General features: G+C 36.1%; 16 protein-coding genes. 12 read left to right on the top strand and 4 right to left on the bottom strand.

Annotated features, from left to right (window positions below):
- Nucleotides 1-3: 3 nt before the first annotated feature.
- The 12 genes from ACYT6F_RS11315 (at nt 4) to ACYT6F_RS11260 (ending at nt 13,062) form a co-directional block, all read left to right on the top strand.
- Nucleotides 4-2,913 (top strand): hypothetical protein, encoded by a 2,910-nt coding sequence (locus ACYT6F_RS11315; RefSeq protein ID WP_472597781.1) that lies wholly within the window; start codon nt 4-6, stop codon nt 2,911-2,913.
- Nucleotides 2,914-2,917: 4 nt separating this feature from the next.
- Nucleotides 2,918-6,556, top strand: coding sequence for a DUF6443 domain-containing protein (locus tag ACYT6F_RS11310; protein ID WP_472597780.1), 3,639 nt, complete (start codon nt 2,918-2,920; stop codon nt 6,554-6,556).
- A 6-nt stretch (nt 6,557-6,562) separates the two neighbouring features.
- A complete protein-coding gene (locus tag ACYT6F_RS11305) occupies nt 6,563-6,931 on the top strand; it encodes a hypothetical protein (RefSeq protein WP_472597779.1) in 369 nt (122 codons plus the stop codon).
- A 149-nt stretch (nt 6,932-7,080) separates the two neighbouring features.
- Complete coding sequence (locus ACYT6F_RS11300) at nt 7,081-7,809, top strand: hypothetical protein (protein ID WP_472597778.1); 729 nt, start codon at nt 7,081-7,083, stop codon at nt 7,807-7,809.
- 62 nt (nt 7,810-7,871) lie between these two features.
- Complete coding sequence (locus ACYT6F_RS11295; protein ID WP_472597777.1) at nt 7,872-8,411, top strand: hypothetical protein; 540 nt, start codon at nt 7,872-7,874, stop codon at nt 8,409-8,411.
- A gap of 244 nt (nt 8,412-8,655) precedes the next feature.
- The gene (locus tag ACYT6F_RS11290; RefSeq protein WP_472597776.1) at nt 8,656-9,417 is read left to right on the top strand and encodes a hypothetical protein; all 762 of its coding nucleotides are present in this window, start codon (nt 8,656-8,658) and stop codon (nt 9,415-9,417) included.
- Nucleotides 9,418-9,702: 285 nt separating this feature from the next.
- On the top strand, nt 9,703-10,044 hold the full coding sequence (locus ACYT6F_RS11285; RefSeq protein ID WP_472597775.1) for a hypothetical protein: 342 nt from the start codon (nt 9,703-9,705) through the stop codon (nt 10,042-10,044).
- Between the two features lie 223 nt (nt 10,045-10,267).
- Nucleotides 10,268-11,017, top strand: coding sequence for a hypothetical protein (locus tag ACYT6F_RS11280; protein WP_472597774.1), 750 nt, complete (start codon nt 10,268-10,270; stop codon nt 11,015-11,017).
- A 9-nt stretch (nt 11,018-11,026) separates the two neighbouring features.
- Complete coding sequence (locus ACYT6F_RS11275; RefSeq protein WP_472597773.1) at nt 11,027-11,422, top strand: hypothetical protein; 396 nt, start codon at nt 11,027-11,029, stop codon at nt 11,420-11,422.
- A gap of 138 nt (nt 11,423-11,560) precedes the next feature.
- On the top strand, nt 11,561-11,800 hold the full coding sequence (locus ACYT6F_RS11270; protein WP_472597772.1) for an RHS repeat-associated core domain-containing protein: 240 nt from the start codon (nt 11,561-11,563) through the stop codon (nt 11,798-11,800).
- Nucleotides 11,801-11,835: 35 nt separating this feature from the next.
- Complete coding sequence (locus tag ACYT6F_RS11265) at nt 11,836-12,516, top strand: hypothetical protein (RefSeq protein WP_472597771.1); 681 nt, start codon at nt 11,836-11,838, stop codon at nt 12,514-12,516.
- A 3-nt stretch (nt 12,517-12,519) separates the two neighbouring features.
- Nucleotides 12,520-13,062, top strand: a complete 543-nt coding sequence (locus ACYT6F_RS11260) for a hypothetical protein (protein ID WP_472597770.1) — start codon at nt 12,520-12,522, stop codon at nt 13,060-13,062.
- Between the two features lie 167 nt (nt 13,063-13,229).
- Here the strand turns inward: ACYT6F_RS11260 and ACYT6F_RS11255 are convergent, their stop codons facing one another.
- The 4 genes from ACYT6F_RS11255 to ACYT6F_RS11240 form a co-directional block, all read right to left on the bottom strand.
- Complete coding sequence (locus tag ACYT6F_RS11255; protein WP_472597769.1) at nt 13,230-14,807, bottom strand: DHA2 family efflux MFS transporter permease subunit; 1,578 nt, start codon at nt 14,805-14,807, stop codon at nt 13,230-13,232.
- A gap of 554 nt (nt 14,808-15,361) precedes the next feature.
- Nucleotides 15,362-16,465, bottom strand: a complete 1,104-nt coding sequence (locus ACYT6F_RS11250; RefSeq protein WP_472597768.1) for an HlyD family secretion protein — start codon at nt 16,463-16,465, stop codon at nt 15,362-15,364.
- A gap of 19 nt (nt 16,466-16,484) precedes the next feature.
- Complete coding sequence (locus tag ACYT6F_RS11245) at nt 16,485-17,798, bottom strand: TolC family protein (RefSeq protein WP_472597767.1); 1,314 nt, start codon at nt 17,796-17,798, stop codon at nt 16,485-16,487.
- Nucleotides 17,782-18,408: a TetR/AcrR family transcriptional regulator gene (locus tag ACYT6F_RS11240; protein WP_472597766.1), complete on the bottom strand. Its 627-nt coding sequence runs from the start codon at nt 18,406-18,408 to the stop codon at nt 17,782-17,784. The genes ACYT6F_RS11245 and ACYT6F_RS11240 overlap by 17 nt, the downstream gene beginning before the upstream one ends.
- Between the last annotated feature and the right edge of the window lie 41 nt (nt 18,409-18,449).

Below are 18,449 nucleotides of genomic sequence, written 5' to 3'. Positions count from 1 at the left end.
TAAATGATGAATATAAAAAACAGAATATTGGGAGGTATAATACTTTGCAGTATGTATACTTCCTATCATGCTCAACAAGAAATAAATTTCGGGGATTTTTCAAAACCGGTTCCTTCCGTTTCTTCACTGGCAGCTTACAGCAATGCTCCTGTGTCTTATGCTTCAGGAATTCCGGATATTTCTGTTCCTTTATTTGGGTTGCCTACCAATAATAAAAATATCAATCTTAATTTAACACTTTCTTATAACCCAATGAACGTGGCTCCCGGCGAGGTGGCAAGTGATGTAGGAACTGGATGGTCGTTATTTATGGGTGGTGTTATTTCAAGAAGAATCATTGGAGAGCTTGACGAAAAATATAACGATGCAGGCAATACACACTATATTAAAAATGCATTTGATGATATCTATTATTACAATCTTCCCGGAGTGTCAGGTAAGTTTAAAATTATAAGGGATATTCCTTCAAATACCTTCCGCGTTGTTAATTTATCTTCAAATCTTGTGAAGATAGAATATACAAGAGAAAGCAATACGGCTACACTTATTTTGGATTCCTTTACTATTACCGATACTAAAGGTATTAAATATATATTTAATGATTACAGCCGAAGCAATTCTGAGCAAAATTCGTTTATTCTTGGAGGAAGAGTTTATAAATCTGCTTTCTTTTTAAGCCAGATTAAAGACGCCAATAATATAGAGATTGCCAATTTTTCTTATCAAAAAGATATCAAGTATAAAAATAACAGCAATACCTTTATTCAATATCAGACCTGTAAGCTAAAAACTATCAGCTCTCCGTTCCATGGAAAAATAGAGCTCAATTATGTTTATAACAGTTCTATGGAAAACACCATGAATGATCCTTACAGTATTGACAATGTTCAGTTAAAAGACAATTACAATCATGTGATCTCCAGATACACCTTTGAATACTCTGACTATCCTTATTTATTTTTTAATGGAATCAGTACAGTATACAACAATAAAAGAATATTAACCAAACTTAAAAAAATTAACAGAAATAATATTGTTTCGGAGAAAACGGAATTCCAATATAACAACCAGGAGTACGATCAATTTCCCGGAGAATCTTTTACGCTTAATGGACATAATCTCACTTATTTCTGTCCTCAGGCAGATATTACAGGTAATCCAAGAAAAGCAGGATTAGGAGTGTTAAAAAAGATCATTAATCCTACCGGCGGTGCCATAGAATATAATTTTGAACCACAGGAAATTTATATTGATAAGAGCACTCCTGAATATCTAAATCCTATTTTGAATGGCGAAAATTTTGTAAATCCGCAGTTACAGTATCTGCAACAATTTAAAGAAATTATTTATGATACCAACCAGAATACCGATTACCTGTTTTCTGTTACAGGAACACCAGGAGTCAATAAAAAGGTTTATGTGGAATTTCAGGTGGATGATGTATACACGCCTCCATATTGGGATGGAAATACCCCTCCATATGTTGATTTTAATATCAAGCAGGGTAATGAAGTAATCTTTAATAGTGAAATCTGCCCGAATCCAATTTTTAATAATACTTACCGAGTGGTAACCTACGATCTTCTTCCCGGAAATTATGTAATTAAATTTTCAGGTTCAGGAGGAAAAGGTAAAGTATATATGTATGATATAGCACATATCCCTACCCCTTTCAAAAATAAGGATGTAACTAATGGTGTAAGAATAGCCAATATCAAATACTATGAAAATGCATCAGCTTCCAATCCGGTAAAAACTATTCAATATAGCTATGACAGCTTTGCAAACAGTAATAATTCCAGCGGTTATAGTTTTAGCCCTGAAGATGACTTTGGAGATATGGCAGCTTCCAATTTCACTTTATATAAAAATGTTAAGGTTTCCAATAGCGATGATGCCTTAGGATACATCAGGTATTATTACAAAAACCCGGATGATTATCCTGCCTACAATTCTTCCATAGCAGGAAACAGCGTGCAGTTCTGGTCATATTTTAATCTTACAAAGGATGGTATTCTGGATAAAAAAGAAATCTACAATTCCCAAAACCAGCTTTTGGTTTCCGAACATAACGAATATGTATTTGATAATATACCGGGATCTGAAAATTATCCCTTGATAGGTGACCAGACATATTCAAGAGCCGCTTATTATAAAAAAATGACTGGAACTTCCAAAAGCTATTTTGATAACCAAATCGTTGAAGAAAAAACAGAGACAGAATTCAATTCTGAAAATCTTGAACCTTCCGTAGTGAGGAAGATAAACGACGATGTGATTACCGAAAAGAAATTTACATATCCAACCTTCCAAGGAGGAGGCTATACCCAGCTTATTTCTAACAATGTCATTGGAATACCTGTAGTTGAAGAAACTAAAGATAATGGCAAAACGCTCAGTAAAACTGAAACAAAGTTTGATAATCCATCTTCTACTTATCCTACATCTGTGGTTGTTACCAATATCAGTGACGGTACGACGAAGACTTCTATAAAATTTGATCTCTATGATGAAAAAGGTAATCTGCTTCAGTTCACGTCATCCGTGGGAGTTTCTACCGCTATTGTTTACGGATATGATAAAACACAGCCTATTGCTAAAATAGAAGGTGCGACCTATGCGCAAGTGTTACCTTATATACAGCCTATTATAGATGCTTCTAATGCAGATGCGGCAAATCCGGCTAATGAACCGGCTCTTCTTATCGCATTGGATAATTTCAGGAAAACCTCTGCATTACAGAATTTCCGGATCACAACTTATACCTATGATCCGCTTATAGGAATGACAACTACTACTCCTTCAAACGGCATTAGAGCAATATATGTGTATGATGCCGACAACAGGCTGATGAAAATCGTTGATATGAACGGGGTGACTTTGAAGGAGTATCAGTATAATTACAAAAACTAAACACATGAAGAAAATAATAGTACTACTCAATTTGTTTGTGGTCGCTCTTACCTTTGCACAAACCAATCTTACCACAACAGAAAATTATATTTACGAAAAAAGCTGCTTAACGGAAGACTGTTCCAAAAAAACCGAATCTGTACAATATTTTGACGGATTAGGGCGGGCAAAACAAAATGTCATTGTAAAAACAACTCCATCCGGTAAGGATATTGCAGTTCCTGTAGAGTATGACAGCTATGGAAGACAGCTGAAAAGCTATCTCCCGATTCCGCAAACAGGAACACAGAACGGAGCTATTTATAGCACTCCGCTCTCCAATGCTTCTTCGCAGTATGGTGCAGAAAAAATCTATACCGAAAAAGTGCCGGAAGCCTCTCCGTTAGGAAGGATACAGCAGCAAAAACAGATCGGTAATGACTGGGCTTCACATCCCGTAGAGTTTTCATATGCCTCAAATACCACTTCAGACGAAGTAAAAAAATATACGGCACCTACGAACTGGCTGGAAGGAAGAACAAACAGCCTTTTGAATCTTTCCGGTACGTATACTACAGGCACTTTATATAAATCTGCCGTTACGGATGAAGACGGTAATACAACTACAGTATTCAAGAATAAAAAGGGACAAACGGTTTTAACAAGAAAAAAAGACGGAACCCAGAATGTTGACACGTATTATGTGTATAACGAATACGGTCAGCTGGCTTACACCATTCCCCCGTTGGCTTCAGCTTCGCCTGCACTTACAACTTCCATACTCGACAACCTTTGTTACCAATACCGTTATGATGGCTGGGGAAGGCTGGTAGAAAAGAAAATCCCCGGGAAAGGATGGGAATTTATGGTGTATGATAAGCAGGACAGGCTGGTTCTGGCACAGGATGCCAATTTAAGAACGACCACTAATAATTTTGCAGCCAAAGGCTGGATGTTTACCAAATACGATCAGTTTGGAAGGGTTGTATATACCGGTTTCTTTTCCAATACGGCTACGAGGGCGGCCATGCAAACGGCTCTAAACAATATGGCGGCCAATGCAGCCAATAATGAGACAAGAAGCGCAACGCCGTTTACTTTAAACGGGATGGATGTGTATTATACTAAAACTGCTTTTCCTACAGGAAGTATGAAGATCTTAAGTGTTAATTATTACGATACATATCCTGCATACAGTTTTAACCCCGCTTTTCCTTCTTCCATTATGGGGAAAAGCCTGCTGTCTGATAATTCCACAGCCAATGCCGTCAGTACCAAAAATCTGCCGGTAATGAACTTGGTGAAAAATATTGAAGATGATAACTGGACGAAAAATTATGTCTATTATGATATCAAAGGAAGAATTATAGGGACCTATTCTGTCAACTATTTGGGAGGGTATACCAAAACAGAATCTGATCTTGATTTTGCAGGAGTTCCTCTTAAAAACAATGTATACCATATAAGAAGGCTCGGCGAACCCGGATTAACGATAAAACAACGTTATGTATATGATTCTCAGAACAGGTTGTTACAGCATTATCATCAGGTTGATAATAAATCAGAGGAATTATTATCGGAAAATATATATAATGAACTTTCCCAGCTGGTTAACAAAAAAGTAGGAAATAATCTTCAGAGTATTGACTATACATACAATATCCGGGGTTGGCTCACGGAAGTTAATAAAAATGAGATGGCTGCGGCAGATATGGGAGGAAAATTGTTTTCTTACCGCATCAAATACAACCAAAAGGATGGCACCACCAATCCTGATCCCGCACAGTTTACAGGAAAAAACGTAACGCCAAGGTATAACGGAAATATTGCCGAGGTAGACTGGCGTGCGGTAGAAACTGTAGGCGTAAACCCTTCCCTTACTCCCAAAAGATATGGCTATGCCTATGATTCTTTAAACAGGGTTACGGCAGGATATTACCAGAGTCCTAATAACCCGTACAGCAAAGAAAACACAGAATCACTATCGTATGACCAGAACGGAAATATCACCACTCTGTACAGAACTTCCGTAACGGAATACGGCAGCAATACCGCAACGGTTATTGATAACCTGAGCTATGCATACACAGGGAACCATGCAACCAATATAAATGACAGCTCCCAAAACTTTGCAGGCTATGAAGGCGGCGGAAATACCATTGCTTATGACCAGAACGGCAATATGACTACTATGCCGGACAAAGGAATAACTTCCATCAAATACAATTACCTGAACCTTCCAAATTATCTGAATCTAAACAGGTTCGGTAATGAAGATCTTACCATCACTACCAAATACAGAGCAGACGGAACCAGGCTGAGAAAAGAAAATACAACCATCATCACAGGAGTTAACGGTAATACAACAACTACCGGAATTACAGATTACCTGGATGGCTTCCAGTATTTTTCTTCTGGCAGTCTACAAGACGGAGGAATAGGATCGATGTCGGCCCGTGCCATGCAGCCGCAGACTTTCTCAATTGACGGACGAAAGCCACTGCCTCCCGCCAAAACTCCCGATCTGCAGTTCTTCCCTACAGCAGAAGGATTTTACGATTATACAAAAGATCAGTATATTTACCAGCACAAAGACCATTTGGGAAATGTAAGGGTTTCTTATGCAAGAAACAGTACAGGCGCTCTTGAAATTGTTGATAATAATGATTACTATCCTTTCGGTATGAATCATCTGAAATCCGGAACGGCATTCTTTGGACAGGGAAGCTACAAGAACCATAAATACAATGGCAAAGAACTTCAGGAAACCGGGATGTACAGCTACGGCTGGAGAGAATACATGCCGGATCTGGGAAGATGGAACGGCATCGACCAGCTTGCGGAAAACTATACTTCTACCAGTACGTATGCTTATGTAGCCAATAACCCGATTTCCAATACAGACCCCGATGGAAGATGGATTAACGAAGATGGAAGCATACGCCCGTCTACAACATTTGATTATATACCGGGTTCATACAAACCTACGTATTCATTCAGTACATCAGGAGGGTTCCATGATAATGGCGGCGGTGGTGGCGGTGGTTACACCTTTACAGGCAATGCAGCGGTTTCTATGTTCGAATATTTTGCCAATGGTGGAAATATGAGCGGGATTACATTCGAAAACGGATTAGCAAAATGGTGGACAGATTTGGGACATGAAGATGAAGGATTAGTAGGCACTTTTAATATGTGGAAGATGAAAGCCACTGAAGTTGCTAATGACAGATATTTCAGTGCTGGTCATTTAATCGCAAGTGAGTCTGTTTCAAGATTTGGTGCATATTCTTTAAGCAAAGCTTTAAAACCAGATTATTCTGTAAATTATACCGTATTGGATGATGCTGCCAAGCCTTACAGAATTACAACGATGGCAGGTATTAAAGTTAAACCTGCTACGGCCGCTACATTAAGTAAAGTAGCTAAATATGGAGGATACGGATTAGCTGCCGTTTCAGTTGTAGCCACTGAACTTCAATATGCAGATGGACAAATTGGAGATACTGAAAGAATAATGAATCATATGATGACAGGAGTAGGATTAATCCCTACACCATGGACAATTGGGGCCGCTTTAGTTTATGGAGTGGTTACAGGAGGATATCAAGCGGTAACTGGCAGAAGCATTTTTAATGATATGGGACTTGGTCCTAAAAAGTAATACTATATGATAAAGTTTATTGATTATTTAATTTTCCATTTAGATTGCCTTTATAAAAGAATGGATAAATTTAAATATAAAGATAGAGGAACGGAAAAATTTTGGTTAGTAGTAGTTATTTCCATTTTTATTAATTTAAATATTTCAAGTATTGATAATGTTTTTTTAGGCAACTATTTACATTTACGCTATAAATATGTCTTTTTCTTAATGATTCCAGTTGTAATGTTTTTGATTTATTACTTTTTCGTTAAAAATGAAAGGTTTTTAGAATATGAATTTAAAGAGAATTATAAAGGATATTTAATATTAATAATATTATTTATAATAACTATAATTTTAATGTTAATGGTAGTGCCAAGAAAGAATTACTAAAAAAAGAAAGGTAATGTTCCAAATATGTTGGTAATAAATATAGCGTTGAATATCAACGCTATATTTTAAAGCTTTTTTTAAGAAACAGAGCAGACGTTGGAATATGTGGTGAGAATGGCTACACCTTTACCAGCAATGCAGCGGTTTCTATGTTCGAATATTTTGCCAATGGTGGAAATATGAGCGGGATTTCTTTTAACAATGGATACGCTAATTGGTATACATTAGATGGGCAAGATTCGATGTATAGTAATGGTAGTGGTCTGCTTCAAGTATCATCCGCTAACATGATTATGCATAGCGTGCCGGTTCAAGATCCTTCATGGGCTGTTTATAAAAACTTTACAGACTGGGGTGCAACTGCTGCAGGAGGTGGTTTTAAATATATTGCAGATCAGCGTACCTCTTATTATAACAGCGGATATTGGATTGATAATTTAAGAACAGTAAGAAGTACCGCTTATGCAGGCAGAGCGGCTGATTCTCAAATTGGATTACGAAGCAGCTATGTTAGAAATACTGCTATGTTTGGAAAATATGCAAAAAGAGCCGGATATGTAGGCTATGCTATTAATGCTGGCCAAATAGGTTACGGAGTTTATAAAGACGGTGGAAAGTTTGGTGTTAGAGCTCAAGTGGCAACAGCTGGCGTAGCTGGAGGCATGGCTGGAGCAGCAGCTGGAGCATGGTTAGGTGCAAAAATATTTGCTCCTATCGGAGGAGCAATAGGAACGGCTTTTTTTGGAGTTGGAGCAGCACCAGGAGCAGCTATTGGAGCCGCCATTGGGGGTATTATTGGAGGAATTGTTGGGGGTTATTATGGGGGTGATTATGCAGAGGGTTTAGCTAGTGAATATTTAAATAAAGCCGATTATTAAAAAAATATATTTGTTCTTTATTTTATATTAAACAAAATATTAAATAGTAAATGTTAAAATTTATGGAAAGAGTTTGGAATCATGTACATTACACAATTTTTAACTTTTATAAAAAAATTTATAAATTATTATCTTATATAGATCCTTTTAGGTTAATTTATAAAATTCCTGCTGTGAAAAAATTTTATGCTAAAGGAGGAATTGAAGACATGAATGAGTTTACAGATGAGGTTATTTTTAACAATAAAATATCTGGTATACATAGTATTTGGGCAGGAATTCAAATGGGCGGCTTAATAATTCTCTTAGAATATGGAATGTTTAATATTTTTCAGACAATAGTAGGGAAACCACTAATACAATTTTTTTGGCAACCAGGGAGTTTGTATAAATGGCTATTTATAATAGCATTATTAGTGATGCCATGGATTCTAAATGAAAAATTATTGTTTAAAAATGATAAATATCTTAAATATTTTAATGAATTTGATAAAGAATCTAAAAGAGTGAGAAATAAATGGAATTGGATAAGTTTTGCAATTATAACAGGAATTTTAGCATTTTTTGTTTTGAGTTTTTTTCCATTATCAAAAATATACTAATAAAAATTATTTGAAAATAGAATTGGTGTTAATTTTATTAAGATTACTTACAATAGTTTTAGTATGAAATTAAAAATAAACCTGGAGATGATAGCAGTGTCAGCAATTACACCAGCTTGCGGAAAACTATACTTCTACCAGTACGTATGCTTATGTAGCCAATAACCCGATTTCCAATACGGACCCCGATGGAAGATGGATTAACGAAGATGGAAGTATTCGCCCGTCTACAACATTTGATTATATGCCGGGTTCATACAAACCTACGTATTCATTCAGTACCTCAGGTGGGTTTCATGATAATGGCGGCGGTGGTGGCGGTGGTTACACCTTTACCGGCAATGCAGCGGTTTCTATGTTCGATTATTTTGCCAATGGTGGAAATATCAATGGGATTACATTCGAAAACGGATTAGCAAAATGGTGGACAGATCTGGGACATGAAGATGAAGGATTAGTAGGCACTTTTAATATGTGGAAATTCAACCCTTATTATGAGGATATTGATTTTTCCAAAACAGCTTCTAATACTTTGTGGTGGATAAACACAGCAGTAGGAGCTGCATCTACAGCAAACTTACCAAGAACAGGTTTCTTCAAGTATAATGAATTATGGCATCAGACAAAGACAAGAGGAGTATCTTTTGCAGGGCAAAACAAATGGAAAAACCCCGGAGCAAAGTTCTGGAGAGGCCAGCAAATAAAATCTTTTCAAGGCGCAAGAAATTTATCAACTAAATTAACGGTTGCCGGTGGAGCTTTAATAGCAGCGGATATTGCAATGTCAGGACAGATTAAGCCTTCTCATGCTATTAATGCCTTTATGGTAGGTATTTCATTTTCAGGTTTTGGTTCAGTAGTAGCAGGAGCTTGGTTTGTAGCAGATATGGGAACAGGAGCCATTAACTATTTAAACGGTAATGGATTTAAAACTCTTTCTGATGTAATTGATGAATCTGTTGCAAATGAATATGGAACTCTTGAATTATATGACGGATTATATTAGTACTATGTTGTTATGAAAAGTCAATTTAAACTATCCAGATTATTTAATATTTTGTTAATACTATTTGGAGTTTTAGTAATTTTTATTTTCACAATTAAAATTTTTATTAAAATATCAATTAGAGGTTTTAAATTAATAGATTTTATCTTTATATCTTTCTTTTTGGTTATCATTTATATTGCTATAGCTCACTTAAAAGATATTAAGTACATTATTATAAACAATCAAAAAGAATGTTTACGGTATTATTCAATTTTATTTCCCCTCGGGAAAAAATTGTATTTTATGGATTACATTGGAAAGTACGAGACAACAGAAACAGGAACAGCAGGAAGCTATAAGGTTTTGTATCTTGTAGATAGAAATAATATTACAAGGTTTAAAATTATGGGACTTTATTATAAAAATATGGATGAAATTGTAAAAGTTATAGATTTACCAAATATTAAAAAAAATCTTACGTTCAAAGAGTATTTCAAATTACTATTTTTAGGAAAAATTAACATTTCAGAGGTAGAAAATAACAAAAACATGGAAAGCAGAATAAATTTTTATGTAAAGATTTTTGTATTTATTAGCCTTCTAATTTTTGTAATTGGGATGTTAATTAGAATCTTATTAAAATGATTAGGTAATGGTTATGTTACAGATTGTGTTAATATTCTTTATTGACTAACATTAAAACAGAAAATTTTAAAATAAATCAATAAAAAACAATTAATCTAAAATACTGATCTCGCTGATTTGTAACCGAGATGGAAGATGGATCTACGAAGACGGAAGTATAGGGCAGGCTCCTGCTACATGGGATTTAGTTGGTCCTAAGTATAAGTCTCGCCTTTCATTCAGCATGTCAGATGGGTTTGGAAATAATGGCGGCGGTGGCGGCGGTGGTTACACCTTTACCGGCAATGCAGCGGTTTCTATGTTCGAATATTTTGCCAATGGTGGAAATATGAGTGGGATTACATTCGAAAACGGATTAGCAAAATGGTGGACAGATTTGGGACATGAAGATGAAGGATTGGTAGGCACTTTTAATATGTGGAAAGCAAACCCTTATGAATATGATACAGAAATGCATAAGATTTCACAAGATCTTAGGACTTACGCGGGATATGGTTTTACTTTAAGTAAAATGCTTCAGGCAGGATATGAGCATGCTTCTTTATACGGAAAACCTCCTGCATATACTACTACATCTGTATATTTTGAAAAAAGCATTTTAGGTAAAAAAGTACTTTCTTTAAAATTACCGTTTAGACAAATAAATGCAAATAGTGCTTTAAAATGGGCTGGAAGAGCAAAAGTTGCAGGAACAGCCTTAGGAATTGCAGGTATAGCTTTAGCCGGAAATGATATTAAAAATAATGGTATAACTACATCTAATTCTTTAGATCTTGTAATGTCTGTTTTAGCTGTTTCACCAACAGGATGGGGTCAGGCTGTTGCGGGAACATATTTTATAGCCAATGGAATTACAACATTTATTACTGGAAAAGACATAGGACAACATATTGAAGGAGCCGTGAATAAGTACTATAATGACGGTGTGAGAGCAGAAGAACAAAGGAAATTTAACGCAGCTATGGGCTATTAAAATTTAGATATGATACTCATTGATTATTTATATTACCAAATAACAAACTTTTATAAACATTTCAATAGTGATGGAGCTGAGAAAGGATATGGGATTGTAATAACTTGTGGATTGCCATTCTTGAATGTAGTGTTTATATTAATGATTTTAGACCACTTTGATGGCAATAATATTTTACCATCAAATAAATATCTTATATTAACATATTGTTTACCTTTAATTTTATTAATAGGCTTAAGATATTGGAAGTTTACTTCTTATGAAGAAATTAAAAAAAGAGTAGAGAGTTTTAGCAAAACAAAAAAAGCAATTGCTGATATTTTAGTATTAATGTACTCTGCCATATCATTTTTTGGTTTTATATTTTTTGCTATTTATGTAGGATCTTTAAAAAATACATTTTAATTAGTATTAACCTATGGCAAGAGTATGGTTTCAATACTCTTGCCATAATATTTTCCGATTTTGATTGAAACCTCATTCTTTGGACAGTGAAGCTACAAGAACCATAAATATAGTAGCAAAGAACTTCAGGAAAGTGGGATGTACAGCTACGGCTGGAGAGAATATATGCCGGATCTGGGAAGATGGAATGGCATCGACCAGCTAGCAGAAACCTATCATTCAATAAGCCCGTATACATATGTAGCCAACAATCCTGTATCAAATACAGATCCGGATGGAAGATGGATCTATGAAGACGGAAGTATAGGCGAAACTCCTGCGACATGGGATTTCACAAACTCTAATATCAAAAACTATAAATCAGATTTTTTAGAATAAATCAAAATGATGGCTCAGGTGGATCTGGTATTACCATGGGGGATATACTTGATATGTTTCAGGGGCAAGACCCTATTACAACCCTAAACTATATTTTTCAATTTGGAGAATGGGATTATATTTATACGGAAAAACAAGGTATGATGAAGGGTACAAAAGGAGCCGAATTCTTCTCTGAAGTTTTAATGGATAATGACCCTTACAGTGCAAAGTATTTTAACAGCAAACCCGATAGGAAAGTAAACAATTTAATTGCAGGGCTTAATATAAGCATCACTATTATAAAACTTAAAAATGGGGAATATAATATTAGTACCAGTGAAAATCCGCCTGTATATAATAGTAGTGCGTATGATGCTAATGCAGATGGTACAGCCAAAATTCAATACATAGGCAATGGAAAAGGATATTTGAATATTACATTTCAGATTAGCAATAAAGAACAGGCATTGAAAGGAAAAATAAAAGAACAAGATTTTAGTGTAAACGTAAAAAATTCTCACACTGCCTTAATGACGGTCTCATATCCCTTCAATGTTGTAGAAATTAAAGGAAAAACATCTTTGCAGTTTGGACGTTCCATTAATTACCAATCTTATAATCTAAATGCACTTAAAATTGCAGAAGGGATTTGGGAAATACCATTAATACCTAAACAATTTAATGGAGTACCCATAAACCCGATAGATTATAATTATCAAATTAAAAAGAAATAAATTATGAAAAGAAAAATAATAATACTATTGTCTATAATAATATTATATAATATAGTTACATACGTTTATCATCAATATCAATATCAAAAATTTGAGCAATTTTTTATGGAAGCTAAGCTTTATGGTAGTGGTAAAATTTTTTTAGATAGCACATTTGATAAAACAAATAAACCAAATAATGTAAAAGATTACACATACACATTTTTTTTAGAGAACAAGAATAATAAGAATGTATCAAAAACCTTTTATATAACAACTTCTTTTATGAATAATAAGATTATTGGAGGTGGTGGAGGAAGTGATATTGATAATATTTTAAAATATTATGATATAAGGCATGTAACATATATGAAGCAAATTTATAATAAACAAGTTGTTAGTAATAATCCTGCTTATTATTTAATTATAGAATACGAGAAAAAGCGACAAATAAGATATTATGTTGAGATTACTAAGAAAATAGAAAAAAACATGTTTACAATTTATTTCAAAAGTTATCCACCTAAAATGATTTTAAATGCTAAAAACCAGTATATAAAAGATTAATTATCAAAACAAGGGTAGAATTTACTTTCTACTCTTGCTTTTTAAACTCAGACGATACAAAATGTTTTGAAAGAAGAGACAGATTAAAAATGAACTAAGTAAGATTTAAACCGCAGAAAATTCTGCGGTTTTTATAATGTTATAATAAAATTTTTCAACATTTTATATCAATGCATCGCTTCACTCAGATCAATCTTCTCTTTGCTTTTTCTTTCTTTAATGAAAAGAATAAACGGAATACAGATTAAGAAGATGACTCCGAGATAGAGGAATACATCCATGTAGGAAAGTACCGTAGCCTGTTTCGTTACCGTGAGGTCCAGCATTTTATAGGCGGCATTCATGGCGGCATCAGGAGTCATTCCTTTTGCCATGAAACTGCCTTTTAAAGCCTGAAGTCTCTGCTGAACGGCAAAATCATTTTCATCAAGATGCGAAATCAGGTTCAGTCTGTATTTTTGTCCGGCATTGGCAATGAAAGTCGTTATCGCTGCAATCCCGAAAGAACCTCCCAGCTGCCTCATCATTCCGGTGAAAGCTGCTCCCTGTCCGATTTCCTGTCCTTTCAGCGTACTTAAAGAGAGTGATGTAATCGGGATAAATAATAATCCTAGACCGGCTCCTCTCACAATAAGCATCCAGAAAAAGGCGTCTTTACTGGTATCCGGCGTTAATATTTTGTATCCCCAGAAACTGTAGACAAAGAAGATGAATAATCCTAAAGAAACCAAAATCTGCTGTTTCGCCCCTTTCGATAATAACCTTCCGATAATCGGCATCATAAAAGCGGTGGTAAGTGCCGCAGGAATCATTAATGCTCCTGATTGAAGTGCCGTCCAGCCCAAAATGCTTTGTGTATACAGCGGAACGATAAAGGTAGAGCCATATAAACCGAATCCTAGTACAAAGGACATGACTGTACCGATCCTTAGGTTGCTGTTTTTCAAAACCCTTAATTCTACAATAGGATATTTGAAGGTAAGTTCCCGCCAGAGGAATAGTATAAACCCTAAAACTGCTGATACGGTAAAGAGTACAATCCATCCGCTTGCAAACCAGTCTTCTTCATGCCCTCTTTCCAAAATATACTGTAACGACCCAACGGTAACAGCCAATCGAGCGATCCCGACCCAATCGACATCCGAAGCTTTACGCTTTTCGGCATATTTCGGACTTCTTACAAACTGTAGCGTCATTAGTGTTGCAGCAATCCCGATTGGAATATTAATATAAAAAATATAAGGCCAGCTGAAGTTATCTACAATATATCCTCCCAGAGGCGGACCCAAGGTGGGACCTATAATTACTCCCAGACCGTAAATGGCCTGTGCCATACTTCTTTTTTCTATAGGATAAGATTCTGTGATGATGGTTTGTGAAGTTACCAGCAGTGCACCACCGCCAATTCCCTGCATCAGCCTGAAGAATACCAGCTCCCAGATATTGGTAGCATTTCCGCAGAGGAAAGAGAATACTGTAAATATAATGATGGATGCCGCAAAATAATTTCTACGCCCGAACTGCTGCGAAAGCCAGCTCGTCATCGGTACAATGATCACGTTCCCGATGGCATATGCCGTAATGACCCATCCCACCTCGGAAAGTGTGGCTCCGAGGTTACCCTTCATTTCATTGAGGGCAACATTTACAATCGTGGAATCCACAATTTCAAGCAAAGCACAAAGAATGGCTGTAATCGTAATGATTACTCTTCGCGCTCCATATTCTACTAATGAATCTTGCATGTTTGTTTAATAGTATTAAAAAAATTAAGAGATTATGAGATTCAGAACTTTTTTGAAACCAGAACAAGTTTTTTACGAACTAACTTAATTCTTACTGATTAATTTCCTGTGAATGAACAATCTTTATCGTTCACTGACAGTAATCTGAATCTCAAAAAATCTTAATTAAAAAAGTGAATTGTCAATAGTCATCTTCATTATGTCGGTAAGGCTTCATTTACCATTTCATTTTGATCTCTTCATCGTAAGACAACTTCATGATCAGCCTGAACAACATTTCCACATAAGGCTGATTTTCATATGCAAACTCCGGTCAACATTACGATCAAAGCTTCTTCATTACCTCCTCATTACTGACTTCTCCTCGTATATTGACAATTCTCTTATATTGTTTTTTGAAAAGTGAATTGTCAACCGTCCGTCTTCATCATTGCCTGCACCTTCATTTCCTCAACATCGCCGATCCTCTTCATGCATTCCTATCATGATCGGCAGCTTCTTCATATCTTCTCCGTTCCGGCTGCCCCGCGATTATTGACAATCCACTTTATATTTTATTTCAGTGAAACTTCTGCTTTTACGTTCATTCCGGTTCTTAATCTTTTGGCAACATCTTTATCAAGATTTACAAAATCGATCTTTACAGGAAGTCTCTGTACTACTTTCACGAAGTTACCGCTAGCATTATCCGGAGGAAGGATAGAGAATGTAGCACCGGTTGCAGGAGAGAAAGAGCTTACAACACCTTCAAACTCTCTGTCCGGGAAGGCATCGATTTCAATTTTCACTTTCTGGCCTTCTACCATTTTATCAACCTGGGTTTCTTTGAAGTTGGCCACTACCCATTTCTGATCGTTTTTAACCAAAGCAAACAACTGTGATCCGGCCTGTAAATATTGTCCCGCCTGAATAGGCACTTTACCTACATATCCGTCTTCAGGAGCAACAATTACCGTATAAGAAAGGTTTAATCTTGCATTTTCCACATCTACTTCTCTCTGTTTGGCCACAGAACCGGCAACACTGATCTGCTGGGAGCTTGCAGCCGTCTGAGAAGAGGCAATATTGGTTTGCTGCGCAATCTGGTTTCTCTGGTCAATCAATACCTGCAGCTGTTTGTCGGCAGTCTGTTTTGCTGCTAATGCCTGTTCGTATTGTTGTTCGGTAATGGAATGGTCTTTTACAAGATTGGCATATCTTTTTAAGTCCTGGGTAGTTTTCCAGACGTTTACTTTTGCTGCTTCAATCTGTGCGTTGGCTGTAGTAACGGCAGCCTGTGATGAACCGATATTTTTAGAGGTTGCAGTAGTAGAAGCCTGAGCATTGGAAATATTGCTTTTTGCCGTAGCCAAAGCTGCTTCTGCCTGTTCAAGCGCCATTTTCTGGTCCCTGTTATCTAAAATAACCAGCGTATCTCCTTTTTTTACGAACTCATTATCCTTTACTTTTACTTCTTTTACATACCCTGAAATTTTTGAAATTACGGGAGCCATATTGGAAGTGATCTGTGCGTCGTCTGTTTCTTCATGCACCTGTCCATAAGAATAGGTTCTGTATCCATAGATTCCGCCGCCGATTAAAACAACGGCTAAAATAATAGGAAAAACTAAACTTTTTTTCTTTTTAGTTTCAGTTACTTGTGTAGTATTATTTTCCATTTTCGGTATCGCTCTTAATTTATTTTGTTGTTAAAGTTCCTGTAGTCTGTAATAGTTTTCTGTATGCCAGTGCGGCGTCTGCCTTCGCATTAATGACTCCTACATTGGCTGTAATCTGGGCTGCATCGGCGTCGAGGAGTTCGGTCATTGTAGCGAGACCGTTATCATACTTGTTTTTGGTAATTCTGTAATTTTCATTTGCCTGTTCTGCAGATTTTTCGAAAACAGCAATTCTTTTTTTGGAATAATCCGTATTCTGATATTCTCTGTTTACGTCCAGCTTGATATTATCATTCAACAGCTCATTGGTGGCGGAAAGCTGCATTTCTCTTGCTCTGGACTGTCTCAGTGAAGAATTTTCTTTCCAGAGATTTGATAAATTATAGGAAATTCCTACTCCGACATTCACTGCATTATAAATCGTTAAAAATTTAGGAATATCTGCTGCCACATATCCACCGGTGAAGGCGATAGAAGGAAGATTTTCAGCTTTTGCTGATTTTGTTCCCAGTGCTGCAGCCTGTCTTTGTTTGTCTAAAGCCTGAAGGTCTTTACGGTTTTCTCTTGCCGTATTGATATAATAATCTACTGTTCTTATGTCCTCTCCTTCTTCAATATAGTTTTCATCTACTTCAATTTGCGTTGTTTCCGGAATACCCAGTAACAGATCCATATTGATATTGGCAATGTTGTAATTATTTTTAGCTTCAAGCAACTGCAATTCTATGTTTGAGGTCTGAAGATTGGCTTTTAACCTGTCGTTTCTCGCGATAAGGCCATTATTTTCCATTTTAAGGAAAGTCTCATCCCTTTTTTGGGAAGCAGAAAGATTTTCTTCCAATACTTTAATAGACTGATTAGCCTTAAAAAGATTATTGTAAGCCTGTGCAACATTGTAGGCAATAGCTACTTTATCATTTTCAGTGCTTAATTTTGATGCTTCCACCAGATATTTTGCCGATTCAATCCCGTATTTTATTCTTCCTCCGCTGTAGATGGGTACGCTGAGATTGGCAGAACCGTAGGCTACCTGATGTACTTCAGGTCCACCATCCCCGGAAACTCCCGGAAGTTTGATGTTAATATTCGGCTTTAGCGGAAGATACATATAACTTCCTGAAACCTTCAGTTCCGGAAGCTGTCTGTTTTTTGCTTCCAGAAGGTCTGCGGTAGCCTCTTCGATCTTAGCCGCATCAATCTTCAGATTTTTGCTGTTCTGAATACCCAACTGCACAGCTTCATCAAGAGTCAGTGTTCTTTTCTCCTGTGCATTTGCCTGTGCAATCCCTATGAATAATGCCAGTGCAATAACTGAGTTATTTATTTTCTTCATACCCTAGAAGGTCTTTTAATAAGTATTTTATATGTGTATTAAGCTCTGTGTAATAGGTTTCGTCAAAAACTTCCTCTTCATCTGTATTGTTAAGAAATTCCTTGTACATTTCTTTTGCATTGGATGCGTAGAATAAAGTCCCGCTCACCGTGGAATGGAGAAGATAAATTGGTGGATTTTTAGTGAAAATTCCGTTCTTCAGTCCGCTTTCCAATATTTTTGAATACATGGAGATAAATCCCATTTTTGTTTGTTTCAAAAACTCCACAATATGAGGATTCTGTGTGTGCAGCTGCTCTCTCTGCATGATTCTATAGAAACATTTCTGATGTCTTACTCTTCCTGCAAACTGATCTACAATCTTCTCAATTTTTTCCCATTCATTAATATCTGTTCTTTCCAGGATATCTTTTGAGAAAAACTGCCCTTCGTTCATCCTGTATTCCACAAGTTTTTCGTACAGCTTTTCTTTTGAACCGAAATAATAAGAGATCATAGAAATATTTACATTGGCTGCTTTGGCAATCTCCCGGATGGAAGTTCCCTCGAATCCCTTTTCAGCAAAAAGCTTCTCGGCAGCAAACAGTATATTTTCTTCTTTTGAAATCATTCTTATGTTCTCATTTTGACGGTGCAAATGTACAACCGTTT

This window comes from Chryseobacterium sp. NG-CE01 (assembly GCF_055695505.1).
The sequence above is the reverse complement of the archived record's forward strand: the minus strand, read 5'-3'. Positions and strand labels throughout refer to the sequence as shown.